The organism is Mycobacterium sp. IS-1742, from assembly GCF_001500125.1.
GTDB lineage: Bacteria > Actinomycetota > Actinomycetes > Mycobacteriales > Mycobacteriaceae > Mycobacterium.
Genome location: NZ_LQIV01000003.1, coordinates 34072 through 53777, shown reverse-complemented (window position 1 = coordinate 53777; position 19706 = coordinate 34072). Strand labels below are relative to the sequence as shown.

The 19706-nt window shown below is 69.9% G+C and carries 18 protein-coding genes; 8 read left to right on the top strand and 10 right to left on the bottom strand.

The features are described 5' to 3' along the window. Position 1 precedes the first annotated feature (1 nt). Entirely contained in the window at positions 2–1231 is a 1230-nt protein-coding gene (locus tag AU196_RS03100; RefSeq protein ID WP_059093627.1) for an amidohydrolase family protein, read from the top strand. On the opposite strand, the gene AU196_RS03095 is transcribed toward AU196_RS03100, so the two are convergent. Genes AU196_RS03095 through serA form a run of 3 tightly spaced genes read right to left on the bottom strand, consistent with a single transcriptional unit; the run spans position 1182 to position 4393 of the window. Beyond that, entirely contained in the window at positions 1182–1793 is a 612-nt protein-coding gene (locus AU196_RS03095; protein ID WP_059093626.1) for a hypothetical protein, read from the bottom strand. The genes AU196_RS03100 and AU196_RS03095 overlap by 50 nt on opposite strands. After that, entirely contained in the window at positions 1794–2810 is a 1017-nt protein-coding gene (locus AU196_RS03090; RefSeq protein WP_059093625.1) for a 3-isopropylmalate dehydrogenase, read from the bottom strand. Next, the gene (gene serA, locus AU196_RS03085) at positions 2807–4393 is read right to left on the bottom strand and encodes a phosphoglycerate dehydrogenase (protein ID WP_059093624.1); all 1587 of its coding nucleotides are present in this window, start codon (positions 4391–4393) and stop codon (positions 2807–2809) included. The genes AU196_RS03090 and serA overlap by 4 nt, the downstream gene beginning before the upstream one ends. 79 nt (positions 4394–4472) lie before the next feature. Between serA and AU196_RS03080 the strand changes: the two genes are divergently transcribed. Continuing rightward, entirely contained in the window at positions 4473–5903 is a 1431-nt protein-coding gene (locus tag AU196_RS03080) for a phytoene desaturase family protein (protein WP_059093623.1), read from the top strand. A gap of 62 nt (positions 5904–5965) precedes the next feature. On the opposite strand, the gene ilvC is transcribed toward AU196_RS03080, so the two are convergent. From ilvC to AU196_RS03065, 3 genes are read right to left on the bottom strand one after another with little or no spacing between them, the layout of a single operon-like run. Further along, positions 5966–6967 carry a ketol-acid reductoisomerase gene (gene ilvC, locus AU196_RS03075; RefSeq protein ID WP_197415693.1) on the bottom strand — a complete coding sequence of 334 codons (1002 nt, stop codon included), beginning with the start codon at positions 6965–6967 and terminating at the stop codon, positions 5966–5968. Between the two features lie 46 nt (positions 6968–7013). After that, entirely contained in the window at positions 7014–7526 is a 513-nt protein-coding gene (gene ilvN, locus AU196_RS03070; protein ID WP_059093621.1) for an acetolactate synthase small subunit, read from the bottom strand. Continuing rightward, positions 7526–9385 carry an acetolactate synthase large subunit gene (locus AU196_RS03065; protein ID WP_059093620.1) on the bottom strand — a complete coding sequence of 620 codons (1860 nt, stop codon included), beginning with the start codon at positions 9383–9385 and terminating at the stop codon, positions 7526–7528. Before AU196_RS03065 ends, ilvN begins: the two co-directional genes overlap by 1 nt. 267 nt (positions 9386–9652) lie before the next feature. On the opposite strand from AU196_RS03065, the gene AU196_RS03060 reads away from it, so the two are divergent. Next, on the top strand, positions 9653–10051 hold the full coding sequence (locus AU196_RS03060) for a PH domain-containing protein (protein ID WP_059093619.1): 399 nt from the start codon (positions 9653–9655) through the stop codon (positions 10049–10051). On the opposite strand, the gene AU196_RS03055 is transcribed toward AU196_RS03060, so the two are convergent. Continuing rightward, positions 10052–10885: a DoxX family membrane protein gene (locus AU196_RS03055; RefSeq protein WP_059093618.1), complete on the bottom strand. Its 834-nt coding sequence runs from the start codon at positions 10883–10885 to the stop codon at positions 10052–10054. Positions 10886–11023: 138 nt separating this feature from the next. Here AU196_RS03055 and AU196_RS03050 point away from each other — a divergent pair, with 138 nt between their 5' ends. From AU196_RS03050 to AU196_RS03040, 3 genes are read left to right on the top strand one after another with little or no spacing between them, the layout of a single operon-like run. Further along, positions 11024–12145 (top strand): PQQ-dependent sugar dehydrogenase, encoded by a 1122-nt coding sequence (locus AU196_RS03050; protein ID WP_197415689.1) that lies wholly within the window; start codon positions 11024–11026, stop codon positions 12143–12145. Positions 12146–12166: 21 nt separating this feature from the next. Continuing rightward, positions 12167–13000 (top strand): SDR family NAD(P)-dependent oxidoreductase, encoded by an 834-nt coding sequence (locus tag AU196_RS03045; RefSeq protein WP_502687204.1) that lies wholly within the window; start codon positions 12167–12169, stop codon positions 12998–13000. Continuing rightward, positions 12993–13955 carry a phosphotransferase family protein gene (locus tag AU196_RS03040; protein WP_059093616.1) on the top strand — a complete coding sequence of 321 codons (963 nt, stop codon included), beginning with the start codon at positions 12993–12995 and terminating at the stop codon, positions 13953–13955. Before AU196_RS03045 ends, AU196_RS03040 begins: the two co-directional genes overlap by 8 nt. Here the strand turns inward: AU196_RS03040 and AU196_RS03035 are convergent. The 3 genes from AU196_RS03035 to AU196_RS03025 are packed head-to-tail and all read right to left on the bottom strand — an operon-like array spanning position 13952 to position 17275. Beyond that, on the bottom strand, positions 13952–15247 hold the full coding sequence (locus AU196_RS03035) for an acyl-CoA dehydrogenase family protein (protein WP_059093615.1): 1296 nt from the start codon (positions 15245–15247) through the stop codon (positions 13952–13954). The genes AU196_RS03040 and AU196_RS03035 overlap by 4 nt on opposite strands. Positions 15248–15259: 12 nt before the next feature. After that, the gene (locus AU196_RS03030) at positions 15260–16039 is read right to left on the bottom strand and encodes an enoyl-CoA hydratase/isomerase family protein (protein WP_059093614.1); all 780 of its coding nucleotides are present in this window, start codon (positions 16037–16039) and stop codon (positions 15260–15262) included. Positions 16040–16045: 6 nt separating this feature from the next. Further along, complete coding sequence (locus tag AU196_RS03025) at positions 16046–17275, bottom strand: acetyl-CoA C-acetyltransferase (protein WP_082695603.1); 1230 nt, start codon at positions 17273–17275, stop codon at positions 16046–16048. A gap of 116 nt (positions 17276–17391) precedes the next feature. Between AU196_RS03025 and AU196_RS03020 the strand changes: the two genes are divergently transcribed. Together AU196_RS03020 and AU196_RS03015 are read left to right on the top strand one after the other, a co-directional pair. Then, complete coding sequence (locus tag AU196_RS03020) at positions 17392–18540, top strand: LLM class flavin-dependent oxidoreductase (RefSeq protein ID WP_059093613.1); 1149 nt, start codon at positions 17392–17394, stop codon at positions 18538–18540. After that, the gene (locus tag AU196_RS03015) at positions 18537–19706 is read left to right on the top strand and encodes a sulfotransferase family protein (protein WP_059093612.1); all 1170 of its coding nucleotides are present in this window, start codon (positions 18537–18539) and stop codon (positions 19704–19706) included. The genes AU196_RS03020 and AU196_RS03015 overlap by 4 nt, the downstream gene beginning before the upstream one ends.

Here is a 19706-nt window from a genome sequence, read left to right as displayed (position 1 = left end):
GATGAAGCGTCTACTGCTGCACCACGCCACGCTCATCGACGGAACGGGCGCCGCACCGCTGCCGGACGCGGCGGTGCTGGTGGAGGACGGCCACATCCGTTGGGCCGGAAAGGCTTCCGAGGCCCCGGCCGATGACGCGACCCGGGTCGATCTCGGGGGTCACACCATCTGTCCGGGATTCTTCGACTGCCACGTCCACTTCAGCCTCCCCGGCGCCGGGGCGACGCCGATCGACCGGGCGCTGAATCCTCCGTCGTACCACTACTTCCAGCTGATCGACCGGCTGCGGGTGACGTTGCACAACGGGGTCACCACCGCGCGCGATCTGATGGGCATCGACGCCGGGGTCCGGGATGCGGTCGCCCACGGGCTCATCGAGGGCCCCCGGCTGCTGGTGGCGATCAACATGATGAGCCAGACGTGCGGCCACGCCGACTTCCATCTGCCGTCCGGGATCGACCTCACACCGATGATCGGCGGCTCCCTGGTCGACACCGTCGACGAGGCGCGGCGGCGCACCCGCGAGCTCATCGCCGCGGGCGCCGACGTCATCAAAGTCGCCTCCAGCGGCGGCGTGTCCTCTCCCAGCGACCAACCCGAATGGCTCGGCATGCGCCGCGAACTCATCACCGCGGTGGTGGAGGAGGCCGCGGCGTACGGCCACAAGCGGGTGGCCGCGCATGCGATCGGCCACGCCGGTATCGAAGCCGCCGTCGAGGCCGGCGTCACCAGCGTCGAACACGGTTACCAACTCGATGACGCCTTGCGGCAGCGCATGGTCGACGCGGGTATCTTCCTGGTGCCGACCCTGCTCGAGACGATGGCGGACGTGACCTCCTCACCGGCCGGTCAGGCCAAGAGCGCGCACTGGCATGCCGTCGCACAGGAGTCGATCGCCGCATCGGCGGCCGCGGGGGTGAAGATCGCCGTCGGCACCGACGCTGGCCTGAGCCCCGAACACGGCACGAATTTGCGGGAACTCGGGCTTCTCGTGCGCTTCGGCGGCCTGACCCCGATGCAGGCGATCGTCGCCGCCACCTCGACCTCGGCCGAATTGTGCGGTCTGTCCGATCAATTGGGCACGGTCGAAGCCGGCAAGCTGGCCGATCTGGTGATCGTGCGGGGCGACCCGTTGGCCGACATCGAGTCCGTCGGGGACTCCGACAACATCCTGCTGGTGCTCAAAGAGGGCCGCCCGGCGATCGACCGCGCGGGCTTCCTGCCCGCCTAGGCGGAAGCACCCGCAGCGCCGCCGCCAGGAAGCACAGCGCTCCGACGAAGGTTCCGGTGTTGGCCAGCAGCGCGTCCTCGGTGACGCCTGCCGGTGTGACGAACGCTCCGAGCGCGGACGCGCCGAACGCCACACAGCCGGCCATGTTCACCCACTGCGCCTGCCAGTCCCGCGACCCGGGCGCGAACGGTCCCGCCGCGGCGGTGACGGCGGCGATCCCCAGCGCGCCGCTGACGAGGAACGCCACGGACCCGGTGGCGTCCGGCGCCCACACCAGGTGACGCTGCTCGGTCGCCGCATGCGCCGACAGCGCAGCGCCGGTGCTGACGTTGAACAGCAGGGTGCCCATGAATTGCGTTGCCGCCGAGGCGTACTCGACACGAGAACCGCTCCTCGACCGGACCAGTTGCAGCCACCCGGCGCTGGTGAAGAAGAACGACCCCGCGAAGCACAGCCCGTTGGCGGCGCCGGCACCGGCCGCCGCGGCGAAACCGGGCACCGTGGCGAGTGCGAACAGGGCCGAGCCGATCGCGAACAGCCGGCACTGCCGTGCCAGCGTCACCTACAGCAGACCGGCGATCCGGTCGCCGACGGCCGCGGTGCGCAGTTCCTCTGCGCCACGGCCGGACAGGTGCGCTTCCACCGCTTTGTCCACCCGCGCGGCCGCGTCGTGTTCGCCGAGGTGCGCCAGCAGCAGCGCCACCGACATGATCGCCGCGGTCGGATCGGCGATGCCCTGTCCGGCGATGTCCGGGGCGCTCCCGTGCACCGGCTCGAACATCGACGGGTTGGTGCGGGTCGCATCGATGTTGCCGCTGGCCGCCAGCCCGATTCCGCCACACACCGCCGCGGCCAGGTCGGTGACGATGTCGCCGAACAGGTTGTCGGTGACGATCACGTCGAACCGGCCGGGGTCGGTGACGATGTGGATCATCGCGGAGTCGACGTGCTGGTAGGCGATCTCGACATCCGGGTAGTCGGCCCCCACCTCCTGCACGGTGCGCCACCACAGCGCGCCGGCGAAGGTCAGCACGTTGTTCTTGTGCACCAGCGTCAGATGCTTGCGCCGCTGCTGGGCGCGCCGGAACGCGTCGTCGACCACGCGGCGCACGCCGAAGGCGGTGTTGAGGCTCACCTCGGTGGCCACCTCATGGGGTGTGCCGACGCGGATCGCGCCGCCGGTGCCGGTGTACGGACCCTCGGTCCCCTCGCGCACGACGACGAAGTCGATCTCGGGGTTGCCGGCCAGCGGACCGGTCACCCCGGGGTACAGCCTGGCGGGCCGCAGGTTGATGTGGTGATCCAGTTCGAACCGGATTCGCAGCAACAGGCCGCGTTCGAGGACGCCGCTGGGCACGGAGGGATCACCGATGGCGCCCAGCAGGATCGCGTCGTGGGCCTTCAACTCCTCCAGCACGGAATCCGGCAGGATCTCGCCGGTCGCGTGGAACCGCTGGGCACCGAGGTCGTAGGTCGTCTTCTCGACGTCCGGCAGGACCGCGTCGAGCACCTTCACCGCCTCGCCGACCACCTCCGGGCCGATACCGTCTCCGGCGATGATCGCCAGGTTCGTCGTCACGACAGATCAACCACTTCCAGTGTCTTGGCGTCGACGGCCTCGGCGAGCGCCGTGCGCAGGTCGGCGGGGACGTCACGGTCGAGGCGCAGCAGGATCGTCGCCCCCGGACCTTCGGCGTCCTCGCTGAGCTGGGCGGCGTGGATGTTGACCTCCGCCGTGCCGAGCAGCGTGCCGATCTTGCCGAGCGCACCGGGCTGATCGATGTAGTTCACGATCAGGTTGACGCCCTCGGCGCGCAGATCGAAGTTGCGCCCGTTGATCTGGACGATCTTCTCCACCTGCTGCGGTCCGGACAGCGTGCCCGCGACGTTGGTCACCGTTCCGTCGGATCCGACCGCGCGCACATCGACCACGCTGCGGTGGTTGGGGCTCTCCGTGGCGGTGGTCAACTCGGACTGCACACCGCGTTCGGCGGCCAGCGCGGGGGCGTTGACGAACGTCACCTGCTGGTCGGTCACCGTCGAGAACAGCCCGCGCAGCGCCGAGAGCCGAAGCACCTCGACCTCTTCGGCGGCCAGCTCACCGCACACCCGCACCGACAGGGTCGTGGTCGGCTCGGTGGCCAGCGTTCCGGCCAGCAACCCAAGCTTGCGCACCAGGTCGAGCCACGGCGCGACCTCCTCGCCGACGACCCCGCCGCCGACGTTGACCGCGTCGGGCACGAACTCCCCGGCCAGCGCCAGACGCACACTCGCCGCCACGTCGGTGCCCGCCCGGTCCTGCGCTTCGGCGGTCGAGGCGCCGAGGTGGGGGGTGACGACCACCTGCGGCAGATCGAACAGCGGGCTGTCGGTGCAGGGTTCGGTGGCGAACACGTCGAGGCCGGCGCCGCGCACGTGGCCGCTGGTGATGGCGTCGGCCAGAGCCTGCTCGTCGATCAGCCCGCCGCGCGCGGCGTTGACGATGATCACGCCCTTCTTGGTCTTGGCCAGCGCGTCCTTGTCGATCAGCCCCGCGGTCTCGGGCGTCTTGGGCAGGTGCACCGAGATGAAATCGGCGCGGGCCAGCAGATCGTCGAGGGCGAGCAGTTCGATGCCCAGCTGCGCGGCGCGGGCGTGCGACACGTAGGGGTCGTAGGCCACCACGTGGGTGCCGAACGCCGCCAGCCGCGCGGCCACCAGCTGGCCGATGCGGCCGAGCCCGACGACACCGACGGTCTTGCCGTAGATCTCGGTGCCGTTGAACGACGACCGCTTCCAGGTGCGGGCGCGCAGCGTCGCGTCGGCGGCGGGCACCTGCCGCGCGGCGGACAACATCAGGGCGAGCGCGTGTTCGGCGGCGCTGTGGATGTTCGACGTGGGCGCGTTGACGACCAGCACCCCACGCGCGGTCGCGGCGTCGACGTCGACGTTGTCGAGGCCGACGCCGGCGCGCGCGACGATCTTGAGTTTGGGAGCGGCGGCGAGGACTTCGGCGTCGACGGTGGTGGCCGAACGGACCAGCAGGGCTTCGGCTTCGGGAACGGCGGCGAGCAGTTTCTCGCGGTCCGGGCCGTCGACCCAGCGGACTTCGACCTGGTCACCGAGGGCGGCGACGGTGCTCTCCGCGAGCTTGTCGGCTATCAGTACAACAGGGAGACTCACCCGGTCAGCCTAAAGGTCGGTAGTTTCGGACCGGCGGGCGGATACGGGCCGTAGGCAGCGACGCGGGGAGGTCATCGACGTGGACGTCACCGTCGTGGGCAGCGGTCCCAACGGGTTGGCCGCCGCGGTCGTCTGCGCCCGCGCCGGGCTGTCGGTCCGGGTGATCGAGGGACAGCCGACCCCCGGCGGTGGTGCGCGCAGCGCCGCTGACCCCGAGTTTCCCGAGATCCTGCACGACGTGTGCTCGGCGGTGCATCCGCTCGGGGTGGCGTCGCCGTTCTTCGCGGAGTTCGATCTGGCCGCGCGCGGTGTCTCGCTGGTCTCGCCCGAGGTGTCCTACGCCAATCCGCTGCTGGGCCGGCCGGCGGCGGTCGCGTACCGGTCGCTGGACCGTACCTGCGCCGAACTGGACCGCGGCGGGTCGTGGCGGCGGCTGTTCGGTCCGCTCGTCGAGCACGTCGACGGCGTGCTCGGCTTCTTCCTCGGCGACAAGCGGTCGCTGCCGCCGGACCTGCCGACGACGGTGCGCACCGGGCTGCGGGTGCTCGTCCAGGGCAGCAGGTTGTGGGGATCGCTGCGCGGCGAGGACGCCAGGGCGCTGTTCACCGGCGTCGGCGTGCACGCCATCAAGCCCATTCCGTCACCGGTGAACAGCGGTGCGGGGCTGATGCTCGGCACCGTCGCCCACACCGCGGGCTGGCCGGTCCCCGTCGGGGGCACGCAGAGGATCTCGGATGCGCTGATCGCCGATCTCGAGGCGCACGGCGGCGAACTGGTGCTCGGCGAACCCGTGACCGCGCCGCCGGCCGGAGTCGCCATCTACGACACCGCCCCGACCGCGCTGCTGGGGATCTACGGCGACGAGGTCCCGCCGCGGTACGCGCGAACCCTGCGCCGGTACCGGTACGGCCCCGGGGTCTGCAAGGTCGACTTCGTGCTGTCCGGGGAGATCCCGTGGCGCGACCCCCGGGTCCGGGACGCGGTCACCGTGCACATGGGCGGCAGCCGCGCGCAGATGGCGCTCGCCGAACGCGAGGTCGCCGCGGGACGGCATGCCGAGTGGCCGATGGTGTTGGCGTCGCTGCCGCATCTGGCCGATCCGTCGCGGGTCGACGGCGCGGGGCGGCGCCCGCTGTGGACCTATGCGCACGTGCCGTCGGGCTCGCAGGCGGACCTGACCGAGACGATCACCGCGATGTTCGAGCGCGTCGCGCCGGGTTTCCGCGATCTGGTGGTCGCCGCCCGCTGCGTTCCGGCGGCGCAGATGTCGCACCACAACGCGAACTACGTCGGCGGCGACATCATCGTCGGTGGGGCGAACCTCTTCGCCGCGATGGTCGGGCCCACATTGCGCCTCGACCCGTGGACGACGCCGATCCCCAAGGTTTATCTGTGCTCGTCGGCCACCCCGCCCGGCACCGGTGTGCACGGCATGGCCGGCTATTACGCGGCGCGCACGATGCTGCGCCGCGAGTTCGGGATCAGGCAGCTGCCGAGCCTCGCCCCCTGAAAAGTGATTTCGGTGTAGTTGGTCGCGCTCAGCGCGACCAACTACACCGAAATCGAAGAGGACTAGGCCGTTTCGGTGATCGGCCGGTCGACCCAGCTCATCAGGTCGCGCAGCTTCTTGCCGGTGACCTCGATCGGATGCTCGGCGTTCTCCTTGCGTAGCTGCTCGAGCTCCTTGTTGCCACCCTCGACGTTGGCGACCAAGCGCTTGACGAAGGTGCCGTCCTGGATGTCCTTGAGGATGTCCTGCATCCGCTTCTTGGTGTCGGCGTCGATGACCCGCGGGCCCGACAGGTAGCCACCGAACTCGGCGGTGTCGGACACCGAGTAGTTCATCCGGGCGATACCGCCCTCGTACATCAGATCGACGATGAGCTTGAGCTCGTGCAGCACCTCGAAGTAGGCCATCTCCGGGGCGTAACCCGCCTCGACCATGACCTCGAAGCCGGTCTTGACCAGTTCCTCGGTGCCGCCGCACAGCACGGCCTGCTCACCGAACAGATCGGTCTCGGTCTCTTCCTTGAAGGTGGTCTTGATGACACCGGCGCGGGCGCCACCGATGGCCGCGGCGTAGGACAGCGCCAGCGCCTGGCCCTCACCCTTGGGGTCCTGGTCGATGGCGATCAGGCAGGGCACGCCCTTGCCGTCGACGAACTGGCGGCGCACCAGGTGGCCCGGGCCCTTGGGGGCGACCATGCCGATGGTGACGTTGGCCGGGGGCTTGATCAGGCCGAAGTGGATGTTGAGGCCGTGGCCGAAGAACAGCGCGTTGCCGTCCTCGAGGTTGGGCTCGATGTCCTTGGTGAAGATCTCGGCCTGCGCGGTGTCGGGTGCCAGCAGCATGATGACGTCGGCCCACTTGGCCACCTCGGCCGGGGTGTCGACCTCGAGGCCCTGCTCGGCGACCTTCTCGCGGGACTTCGACCCCTCCTTGAGGCCGACCTTCACCTGCACACCGGAGTCGCGCAGGCTCAACGAATGCGCGTGTCCCTGGCTGCCGTAGCCGATGACGGCGACCTTGCGCCCCTGGATGATGGACAGGTCGGCATCATCGTCGTAGAACATCTCAACTGCCACTGGTAATTTCCTTCTCTGACTTGCGGTTTGGGATTTATTTCGCAGCGCCGATGCCGCGCGGACCGCGCGACAGCGACACCACACCGGACTGCACGATCTCACGGATGCCGTACGGCTCGAGCACCCGGAGCAGGGCGTCGAGCTTCTCCTGCGTACCGGTCGCCTCGACGGTCAGCGACTCGGTCGACACGTCGACCACCTTGGCGCGGAACAGGTTCACCGCCTCGATGACCTGACCGCGGGTGGTCGCGTCCGCGCGCACCTTGATGAGCGCGAGTTCGCGGGCCACCGAGTTGTCCACGTCCTGTTCGACGATCTTGATCACGTTGATCAGCTTGTTGAGCTGTTTGGTGATCTGCTCCAGCGGTGCCTCGTCGGCGCTGACGACGATCGTCATGCGGGACATGTCCTTCTGCTCCGTCGCACCGACGGCAAGGGACTGGATGTTGAAGCCGCGCCGGGAGAACAGCGCCGCGACGCGCGCGAGCACGCCGGGCTTGTCCTCGACGAGCACCGACAGGGTGTGGGTGCGAACGTTCTCGGCCATCAGGCGTGCCCCTCGTCGTTGTCGTCGAACAGCGGACGGATGTCGCGCGCGGCCATGATCTCGTCGTTGCTGGTACCGGCGGCCACCATCGGCCACACCTGGGCGTCGGCGCCGACGGTGAAGTCGATGACCACCGGCCGGTCGTTGATGGCCTGCGCCTGCCTGATCACCTCGACCACGTCTTCGGAACGCTCACAACGCAATCCGACACAGCCCAGCGCCTCGGCCAGCTTGACGAAGTCGGGGATGCGGCGCGAGTGGGTGGCCAGGTCCGTCTGGCTGTACCGCTCATCGTAGAACAGCGTCTGCCACTGCCGGACCATGCCGAGGTTGCCGTTGTTGATGACGGCCACCTTGATCGGGATGCCCTCGATCGCGCAGGTCGCCAGCTCCTGGTTGGTCATCTGGAAGCAGCCGTCGCCGTCGATCGCCCACACCTCGGTGTCGGGGCAACCCATCTTGGCGCCCATGGCCGCGGGCACGGCGAAGCCCATGGTGCCCAGACCACCCGAGTTCAGCCACGTCTTGGGTTTCTCGTAGGAGATGAACTGCGCCGCCCACATCTGGTGCTGACCGACCCCGGCGACGTAGATGGCGTCCGGTCCGGCCAGCTTGCCCAGCTGTTCGATGACGAACTCCGGTGACAGGCTGCCGTCGCTCTGCGGGCCGTAGCTCAGCGGGTAGGTCGACTGCACCTCGCGCAGGTAGGACCACCACTCGTCGATGGACAGGGTGGCGGCGTCCTTGCGCAACACCTCGATCAGCTCGGTGATCACGGCCTTGACGTCACCCACGATCGGCACGTCGGCGTGCCGGTTCTTGCCGATCTCGGCGGGGTCGATGTCGGCGTGGATCACCTTGGCGTCCGGTGCGAACGAATCGAGCTGACCGGTCACCCGGTCGTCGAAGCGGGTGCCCAGCGCGATGAGGAGGTCGCTCTTCTGCAGGGCGGCCACCGCGGAGACGGTGCCGTGCATACCGGGCATGCCCAGGTTCTGCGGATGGCTGTCCGGGAACGCGCCGCGGGCCATCAGCGTGGTCACCACGGGGATGCCGGTGCGCTCGGCCAGGTCGAGCAGCTGCTCGCTGGCCTCGCCACGGATGACGCCGCCACCGACGTACAGCACCGGCTTGCGGGCGGCGGCGATCAGCTTGGCCGCCTCCCGGATCTGCCGGTTGTGCGGTTTGGTGTTCGGCTTGTAGCCGGGCAGGTCGATCTGCGGCGGCCAACTGAACGTGCACGTCCCCTGCAGGATGTCCTTGGGGATGTCGACGAGCACCGGGCCGGGCCGGCCGGTCGAGGCGATGTGGAACGCCTCGGCCAGCGCGCGCGCGATGTCGTCGCCGCTGCGGACCAGGAAGTTGTGCTTCGTGATCGGCATCGTGATACCGGAGATGTCGGCTTCCTGGAACGCGTCGGTGCCGATCAGTCCCCGGCCGACCTGACCGGTGATGGCCACCACCGGGATCGAGTCCATGTGCGCGTCGGCCAGCGGGGTCACCAGGTTGGTGGCACCGGGCCCCGAGGTGGCCATGCACACGCCGACCCGGCCGGTCGCGTGCGCGTACCCGCTGGCGGCGTGGCCGGCGCCCTGTTCGTGGCGCACCAGCACGTGACGCAGCTTCTTCGAGTCGAAGAGCGGGTCGTACACCGGAAGCACCGCACCGCCGGGGATGCCGAAGATCGTGTCGACGTCCAGTTCCTCGAGCGAACGGATCACCGCCTGGGCGCCCGTCATCTGTTCGGGTGCCAGCGTGCGGGGCTTCATCGTCTTCGGGCTGGTCGACTGGACGGCCGACACGGCCTGTTCGGTGTCAGGCGGTGTCGCGTGTGGTGGTCGCGTGGTCGGTGCGCTCACGGTGTCCTCTTGTCGTTTCTTCCTGGTGGAGTGGACGCGTTCTCGGGCAAGAAAAAACCCCCGACAGCGGGCCGCTGTTCGAGGGTGGCGCGTCGATGCTGGTGGCTATGCCCGGCAGAGGGCCAGCGCGGCATCAACGCGCCAACCAATTACTACGAACGTCCCCGGGGTCTGCATGACACTCGACGGTAGCCTCCGCACTGCTCACTGGTCAAATTGCGGTCAGCGGTGCGACCGCCCGTCGCGTGCGGTGCCAGAATCGAAGTCGTGAGCTCCTCCGACGCCTCGGCCCCCACCGCTCCGGTGGTCATCCGGATCCCGCGCACCGCGCACCTCGCGGTCGGCTTCTTCACGCTGGGGTTGATGTCGATCGTGCTGGCCAACCCACGCCTGTTCGGGGTCCTGCTGATCATCCCGGTGGTGGCCTCGGTGCTCATCATGCGGCTGCGGACCGTGGCCGACCGCGACACGGTGACCGCGCGCAACCTGCTGGGCAGCCGGACCGTGGCATGGGAGGACATCGACGGGCTGCGGTTCAGCAAGGCGAACTGGGCCCGCGCGACGCTCAAGGACGACACCGAGTTGCGGCTGCCCGCGGTGACGTTCGGCACGCTGCCCCAGTTGACGGCGGCCAGTGGCGGCCGGGTGCCGAACCCCTACCGGTGACTACGCCAGGGGGTTGGCGCCGTTGAGCAGCACCCACATCGCGACGCCCAGCCCGACTCCGAGCAGCAGCGCGACGAACGATCCGACGAACGGCCGCCGCGCCCAGCCGCGGCCCGCGTCGAAGCCGTAGCGCCCGGGACCGGTCAGGATCAGCGCGGCGGCGACCACGATGAGCGTCACCTGGAACTCGAAGCCGCCGGGCAGGAAGAACGGGAACCCGCTCTCGGACTGGCCGGCGACACCGGCCAGCAGCGCGTTGATCAGGTAGGCCAGCGCGACCGCGGCGGCGACCGGGGTGAACAGCCCGAGTACCAGCAGCAGCCCGGCGCCGATCTGCGCGGCGGCGCCGACGTAGGTGAGGACGTTCGCGTACTCGTAGCCGACCTCGGCGAGCGAATCCTGGAAGCCGCCGAGCCCCGGTCCGCCCCACCAGCCGAACGCCTTCTGCAGGCCGTGGCCGACCAGCAGCACGCCCAGTCCGACGCGCAGCAGCATCAGCCCGAGGTCCTGGGTGCCGCGCCTGCGGGCCGCCTTGACCTGTTCGTCGGCGAGGTCGTGGCCGACCTCCGTGGGCTCCGCGCCGTAGGGCATCACCGGGTGGCCGGTGTGCGGTTGGACGTAGGGCAGCGGTTCGGGGTCGTTCATGAGGTTGAACACCGGCGGTGCGGGGGCGCCCTTGGCCGCGTCGTAGCGCGGGATCGCGGTGGTCTCGAAATCGCCGCCGTAGTTCGGCGACGGCAGATCGTCTTCGGGGTCGACCAGGCTTGCCGAGGTAGGCCGGGCCGGATTGTCGGGCCGTTGCCAGGTGCGCGCGTCCTGGGGGTGACTGGTCACGCCTGTCAGGGTAAGTGCTGATCATCGCGGAATCGTGTATTTACCTCGGCGCTTCGGCCCTCGTCTTGCCCGGGTCCGCAGCGGTTGCCCGCGGACCGGCGTGGCGCACTGCGGCGGAGAATCCGTAACCTGGCCAGCATGAGAACGCGCCGGCCGCTCCTCGGGGTGGCAGCACTGCTGTGCGCCACGGCGTTGGTCGGTTCCGGCTGCGCGCGGTTCGACGGGGCCCAGTCCCAGCCGTTCACCACCGAACCCGAACTCCGCCCTGGGCCGACGTCGTCCGAACCGCCTCCTCCGCCGCTGCCGGCCAAGCCGTTCCCGAAGGCGTGCCCGGCGCCCGGCGTGATGCAGGGCTGCCTGGAGAGCACCAGCGGTTTGATCATGCTGCCCGACAGCCAGTCCGCGCTCGTCGCCGAGCGCACCACCGGCGCGGTCAAAGAGGTGTCGGTGCGGGCCGAACCGAAGGTCAAGACGACGATCCCCGTGGACCCGGCGGGTGACGGCGGCCTGATGGACATCGTGCTCTCCCCCACCTACAGCCAGGACCGGTTGATGTACGCCTACATCAGCACGCCCAGCGACAACCAGGTGGTGCGCATCGCCGACGGCGACGTGCCCAAGCCGATCCTGACCGGCATCCCCAGGGGCGCCACCGGCAACACCGGTGCGCTGATCTTCACCAGCCCGACCACGCTGCTCGTGCAGACCGGCGACGCCGGCAACCCCGGTGCGGCCGCCGATCCCGCCTCGCAGGCGGGCAAGGTGCTGCGTATCGAACAGCCCACCACGGTCAACCAGGCGCCGACGACGACCGCGATGAGCGGGATGGGTTCGGGCGGGGGCATGTGCATCGACCCGTCCGACGGGGCGCTCTACGTCACCGATCGCACCCCGACCGGCGACCGACTGCAGAAGATGACCAAGGATTCGAAGATCTCGACGGTGTGGACGTGGCCGGACCGGCCGGGCGTGGCCGGCTGCGCGGCGCTGGACGGCACCGTGCTCGTCAACCTGGTCAACACCAAGCAGACCGTCGCGGTGCGCCAGGCCCCCGACACCGGCGCGGTGACCGGCCAGCCCGAGGTGATCCGCCAGGACACGCGCGGGCACGCCTGGGCACTGGCGCTGTCCGCGGACGGCAACGTGTGGGGCGCGACGGTGAACAAGACCGCAGGGGACGCCGAGCGCCTCGACGACGTGGTGTTCCCGCTCTTCCCGCAGGGCGGCGGGTTCCCGCGCAGCAACGCCGACAACACCTAGGCATCGGCCGCCCGCCCCGTAATGTGCTTCTCGTCCGCGAGAAGCGCATTACCAGTGGAGGTGTCAGTGACGGGACGCTGTGCGGGCCGGGTGGCCCTGGTGACCGGAAGCAGCCGGGGTCTCGGTGCGGCGATCGCGACCCGGTTGGCCGCCGAGGGGGCGGCGGTGGTGCTCACGGCGCGGACGCTGGAACCGGATCCGAAGTACCGGGGGTCGCTGCAGGAGACGCGCGACGCGATCCTCGCCTCGGGTGGCACCGCGGTCGCCGTCGCCGCGGACCTGTCCCGGCCCGAGGAGCGGGAGCGGCTGTTCGCCGAGGCGACCGCCGCGCTCGGCGCACCGGACATCGTCGTCAACAACGCGGCGGTGACGTTCCTGCGCCCACTCGACGGTTTCCCCGACAAGCGGGTGCGGTTGATGCTGGAGATGCACCTGCTTGCCCCGCTGCACCTGAGCCAGTTGGCGATCCCCGCGATGCGCGAACGCGGCCGCGGCTGGATCCTCAACGTGACGTCGGTGGGCGGCGACCTGCCGCCGGGCCCACCGTTCTCCGAGTTCGACCGCACCGCCGGGTTCGGTGTGTACGGGACGGCGAAGGCGGCGCTGAACCGTCTGACGAAAAGCCTTGCCGCCGAACTGTTCGACGACGGGATCGCGGTCAACGCCGCAGCCCCGACCAACCCGGTCGCGACACCAGGCGCCGGAACGCTCGACCTGGCCAAGACCGACACCGAGGACATCGGCCTGATCGCCGAGACGGCGCTGATCCTGTGCACCGGCGATCCTGCGACGATGACCGGACGGATCGCCCACACCCAGACCTTCCTCCGCGAGATCGGTTGGCTGCGTGAGTGAGATCGACCTCGGATCGCTGCGCACGCGGTTGGCGGCGGCGGGCGTCCGCGATGTCGGTCCGCTCGCGGGTGGGGCGTCGAGCCTGACCTTCCGGGGCGTCCTGGGTTCCCGGCCGGTGGTGGTGAAGGTGGCGCCCCCGGGGCACGCTCCCGTCGGACACCGCGACGTGCTGCGGCAGGCGCGCATCCTCGGCGCCCTCGCCGGCACGGATGTGCCGGTGCCCGCGGTGCTGTACACCGATCCCGGCACGCCGCCGGAGGTGCCTCCACTGTTCGTGATGTCACTGGCTGAGGGCGAGGCGTTCGAGCCGCTGTTCGACTCCGGAGCCGCGTCGACTGATGTTGTGCCGCAACGTTTCCCGAACGCCGCGCGGGTACTCGCAGCGTTGCACCGCGTGCCGCCCGCCGACCTCGGATTGTCCGGCGAACCGACCGTGGACCCCGGCGCGGAGGTCGACCGCTGGACGGCCACCCTGCGGACCGTCGACCCCGCACTGGTACCGGGCTGGGAGGAGGTGCGCGAGGTATTGCTGGGCGCCGCGCCGGCGCCGGTGCGCCCCAGCGTGGTGCACGGCGACTTCCGGCTCGGCAATCTCGTGGCCTCCGGGCCACGGATCACCGCGGTCGTCGACTGGGAGATCTGGTCGGTCGGCGACCCGCGGATCGATGCCGGATGGTTCCTGGTCAACGCCGATCCGGCCACCTACCGACGGCCGACGCCGTACGTGGACGTCGTGCCGCCGGTCGCCGAGTTGGCCGCCTGCTACACCGATGCGGTCGGCGTCCCGATGCCCGCGCTGACGTGGTTCATGGCGCTGGCGTGTTTCAAGTCCGCGGCCACCTGGTCGCTGATCGTCAAGCACAACCGCCGACGGTCTTCTCCCCGAAGCGACCTCGAGGCGATGGCGCCGGTGCTGCCCCACCTGTTGAAGCGGGCCACGGAGTTGTCGGGTTAGCGCGGTATCCCGGCGAGCTTGTCCGCGAACTTCGCCTCCGCCTCGGCCCGCAGACGCAGCAGATGCTCGGACGGGAAGGTGTCGGGGGCGGGTTTCACGTCGGCGAGCAACAACCGCGCCAAGGTCACCTTGTGCACCTCGGTGGGCCCGTCGGCCAGTCCCAGCACGAACGACTCGGTGAGGTACTGCACGAACGGCATCTCGTGGGACGTGCCCAGTGAACCGTGGATCTGCAGGGCCCGCGCCGACACGTCGTGCAGCACCTTCTGCATCATCGCCTTGACCGCCGAGATGTCGGCGCGCACGGCGCGATAGTCGTTGTACTGGTCGATCTTCCACGCCGTCTGCAGGGTGAGCAGTCGAAACGCCTCGATCTCCATCCACGAGTCGGCGACCATCTCCTGGACCATCTGTTTGTCGGAGAGCATGCCGCCCTGGGTGTACCGCGACACCGCGCGCTCGGTGATCATATCGAAGATCCGCCGCACCAGTCCCACGGTGCGCATCGCGTGGTGGATCCGGCCGCCGCCGAGGCGGGTCTGCGCCACCACGAACGCGCCACCCCGCGGCCCCAGCATGTGATCGGCGGGCACCCGCACGTTCTCGTAGCGCACGTAGCCCTCGCGCCCACCGCCCCCGAGAGGCTGGTAGCCGAGTCCGACGTCGCGCAGGACGTTCACGCCGGGTGTGCCACCGGGGACGACGAACATCGAATACCTCTGGTACGGAGGCGCATCCGGATCCGTCATCGCCATAACGATGATGAACGACGCCATCGAGGCGAACGACGAGTACCACTTCTCACCGTTGATCACCCAGTGATCGCCGTCCGGGACGGCGGTCGTGGTGAACACCTTCGGATCCGCCCCGCCGTGCGGTTCGGTCATCGAGAAACACGAGATGATCCGGTTGTCCAGCAACGGCTCGAGATAGCGTTCCTTGAGCTCGGGGGTGCCGTAGTGGGCGAGGATCTCGCTGTTGCCCGAGTCGGGGGCCTGGGAGCCGAACACGATCGGCGCGCACTCCGACCGGCCCAGGATCTCGTTGAGCAGGGCCAGCTTCACCTGACCGTAGCCCGGGCCGCCGAGGTGCGGGCCGAGGTGCGTGGCCCACAGTCCGCGGTCCTTGACGATCTGTTGCAGCGGCGGGATCAGCGCCTGGCGCACCGGATCGTCGAGGTCGTGCGATTCCTTGACGATCAGGTCGATGGGTTCGCATTCGGAGCGCACGAACTGTTCCACCCACGCCAACTGCTCCGCCCACTCGGGGTCGGTCGAGAAATCCCACGCCATCGACGCACTCCTCTACTTCGCGGTCCACTTCTGCCGACGCGCGGCCGCGTCATCGGTCGCATGGGACAGCACCTGGTTACGGTTCTCCAACTCCAGCGCGGCGTCGAGGCTCGTGGCGTCGGTGTTGACCTGCAGTGCGCGTTTGGTCAACTCGACGCCCAGCTGCGCCAGGCCGGCCACGTGCCCCGCCAGTTCCACTGCGCGCGTGAGCAGGTGTTCGGGCTCGACGACCTGGCTGACCAGCCCGCGCCGGTCGGCCTCCTCGGCGGCCACGGTGCGCCCGGTGAGCATCCAGTCCGCCGCGACGCTCGTGCCGACGATGCGCGGCAGGTGATAGCTCATCCCCATCTCGGCGCCGGACAACCCCAACAGGATCGCGGCGTTGCCGAATGTTGCTGCCTCCGAGCAGATCCGGATGTCGGCGGCCAGGCACAGCGCGAGGCCCGCGCCGACGCACGGACCGTTGACCGCGGCGATGACCGGCTGTGGCAGGGCGCGGATCGCCCGGGGCAGGGCGGCCATCGACTCCTGAAACCGCATGCGGTCGATGGCGGGGTCGCTCGCGTCGAGCATGCCGGCGCCGAAGTTCCGCACGTCGATGCCGGAGCAGAAGCCGCGGCCGGCGCCGGTCAGGACGATCGCGCGGACCGCGCGATCGGCGGCCAGCTCGTCGAGGGCCTGCCCCAGCTCGGACTGCATCGCCTGGTTGATGGCGTTGAGCCGGTCGGGACGGTTGAGCCGCAGGACGGCCACGCCCTCGGCGGCGGTGTCGAGATCGATGGTGTCGGCCACGCTCGGTCAGATCCGCTCGATGATCGTGGCGGTGCCCATTCCCCCGCCGGTGCACATGGTGACCAGGCCGGTGGACAGGTCCTGCCGCTCGAGTTCGTCGAGGACGGTGCCGATCAGCATCGCTCCGGTGGCGCCGATCGGGTGACCGAGTGCGATGGCGCCGCCGTTGACGTTGACCCGCTCGGGGTCCAGGTCGAGGTCGCGGATCGTCTTGAGCGGCACCGCGGCGAACGCCTCGTTGACCTCCCACAGGTCGATGTCGCCGGGACGCATACCGGCCTTGGCGAGGCAGCGCTGCGCGGCCGGGCCGGGCGCGGTGAGCATGATGATCGGTTCGCTGCCGATCGCCGCGGTGGCCCGGATCCGCGCGCGCGGCGAGAGCCCCTGCGAGCGCGTCCATTCCGGTGAGGCGATCACCGCGGCCGCCGCGCCGTCGACGACCCCCGACGAGTTGCCTGCGTGGTGCACGTGGTCGATCCGTTCGACCTTCGGGTAGCGGTCCAGGCAGATCTCGTCGAATGTCCGGCCCTCCCCCTCGACGCCCGCCGCCCCCATCGCGGCGAACGCCGGACGCAGACCGGCGAGCTTCTCCACCGTCGTACCCGGCCGGGGGTGCTCGTCCCGGTCGAGCAGCGTCGCGCCCTCGGCGTCCGTCACCTCGGTGATCGAGCGTTCGAACCGGCCCTCGGCGATGGCGCGCTCCGCGCGCCGTTGACTCTCCGCGGCGAAGGTGTCGACGTCCTCGCGCGTGAAACCCTCCAGCGAGGCGATCAGGTCGGCCGAGATACCCTGCGGCACGGTCGGAAACAGTTCGCGGAACGCGGGATTCGCGCCGTCGATGGTGGGGATCCCGACGCCGACGTCCCAGCGGGACATCGATTCCACGCCGCCGGCGACCACGACGTCCTGCGCGCCGCAGGCCACGCCGGCCGCGGCGACGGTGACGGCCTGTTGCCCGGACCCGCAGAACCGGTTGAGCGTCATCCCGGGCACCGTCTGCGGCCAGCCGGCCAGCAGCAGCGCCAGCCTCGCGATGTCGTCACCGTGCTCTCCGGCCAGCAACCCGTTGCCCGCGACGACGTCGTCGACCTCACCGGGATCGAAACCGACGCGGGTCGTCAGCGCCCGCAGGCACTGCGCGAGCAGCTCCTGGGGGTGCACACCGTGCAGGCCCCCGTCCGGTCGGCCGCGCCCACGCGGGGTGCGGACCGCATCGAGAATCCAGGCGTCCGTCATCGGGCAGCTCCCCTCGTCGCGAGCTCGGCGGCAAGGCGGAAACGCCTTCGCGTACGACGAGAAGGCTATTCTCCGAAAACGCGCGGGGCAATAACGACGCGCCCTAAGCTGAGCGAGTGCCCAGCGATTCCTCGGCGGCCACCGTTGCGCCTGCCGCGTTCCTGCGCACCACGCTGCCGCTCGACCTGTCCGGGTTGTCGGCCCTCGACAGCGGCCGCTACCACTCGATCTGGCTGCCCGATCACATGGTCAGCTTCTGGCCGGACTCGATCTGGACCCCGGAGTTCACCGACCTGGCGGCCGCATCCCCCTCGCCGCACCGCCACCTCGACGGGATGGCGGTGGCCGCCGCGGCGGCCGTTCTGACCGAGACCACACCGTTGGCGACCGCGGTCGTCGACACGGTCCGGCGCCACCCCGCCTCGTTGGCCCAGAGCGCTCTGACCATCGACCACCTGTCCGGCGGACGGTTCATCCTCGGCCTGGGCAGCGGTGAGACCGAGAACATCGTCCCCTACGGGTTCGACTTCGACCGCCCCGTCAGCCGGTTCGAGGAGGCGGTGCGGGTGATCCGGCTGCTGTGGGAGTCCGAGGGTCCGGTCGACTTCACCGGCCGGTTCTACCGGCTTCACCGCGCCCGCCTGGACACCGAACCCCACGACGGCCGCGTCCCGCCGATCTGGATCGGCGCCAGCGGACCGCGCATGCTCGACATCGTCGGCCGCTACGCCGACGGGTGGTGGCCGGCCGGGGCGTGGACGCCCGAGCACTACGCCCAGATGCTCGCCACCGTCCGCGGCGCGGCCGACCGCGCCGGGCGCGACCCGATGGCCATCACCCCGTGTTTCATCCAGGTGTGCCTGATCGCGGAAGACGATGCCGCGCTCGACGAGATCCTGCGGGCACCACTGGTGAAGGCGTTCCTGCTGCAGGTCTCCGCCGAGACCCTGCGCGCCTTCGGCCACGACCATCCGATGGGCGACGACTGGCGGGGATTCCACGACATCGACCCGGCGACGCTGACCCGCGAGCGGATCGTCGACTTCCTGGCCCGGGTGCGTCCGGAGGCGATCCTGGACCTGCTGCCGCACGGCACACCCGCCGAGGTCGCCCGCACGGTCAAGGATTACGTCGACGCCGGCCTGCGGGTGCCCAAGATCATGGACTACGGCGCGATGGCGGGTCTGCACTACGCGGCGGCGTCCGCCGGCCACGTGCGCGAGGCGGAGGACGAGTTGATGCGACTGTGCGGAGTGCCGGCATGAGCGGCCGGTTGCTGGCCGAAACCCTGTTGGCGCAGGCGGAGAACGCCACCGGGCTGCACGACTACGGCGACCCGACGCTGCCCGGGCGGTTCGCTGTCGCCGTCGACCATCTCAACGCGCAGGGTATGGACGACGAGGGCAGGCGCCGCGCGGCGGAGGTGTGCCACTGGCTGCTGACCTCCCGGCTGGAGTTCTTCGCCGACCGCGACCGCTATCCGATCGCCGACGAGGTCATCGAGCGGCCGATGTTCGTCACCGGCGAACCCCGTTCCGGCACAACGTTGATGCATGCGCTGATGTCGGTCGACCCCGACGCCCGCGCGCTGCGGTTCTGGGAGGTGATGTACCCCTCGCCCCCGCCGGGGACGGCTGCGCCGGACGATCCGCGCCGCGCCCGCGCGGACGCGGACTGGCGGGAGATCAACGCGAAGCTGCCGAAGTGGCTGCACAGCCACCCGTACAACGACATGCTCGGCGACGGACTGCCCGAGGACGAACGCACCTGGGCCTTCGACTTCCGGGTCATGACGCCGACGGCGTGGTGGCGGGTGCCGATGCAGACCGTCGTCGGTGGACTGCCGACCGATGCGGCTGCGCAGTACCGCATCCACCGGGCGATGCTGCAGCAGTGTCAGTACGGGCGTGCCCGGAAGTACTGGGTGCTCAAGGGGTTTCACGGCTTCCGGCTGACCGAGTTCTTCGGAGAGTATCCGGACGCCACGCTCATGTGGCTGCACCGCGACCCCGTGCAGGTCGCGGCCTCGCGCACGATGATGATGGCCGACATCCTCGACGGCATCGTCGGTCCCGTCGACCTGAAGGCCGCGGCGAAGATGCACCTCGACCTGACCCGTGCGAGCATCGCCAACACGATGAGCCACCCCCTCGTCGACGACCCCCGGATCCACCACGTCCGCTACACCGACTTCGTCGCCGACCCTGTGGGGACCGTTCGCGGCTACTACGACTTCAGCGGCCGGCCCCTGTCGGAGGCGGCGGAGTCCGCGATGCGCCACTACCTCGCCCACAACCGGGGAGACCGATACGGCAAGTTCCGGTACTCCACGTCGCTGCTCACCGACATCGGCGAGGACATCGACGCGCTCAACGACGAATTCCGGCCCTTCCGCGAGAGATTCGGCGTGCTGATCGAGAGGCGGGACTGA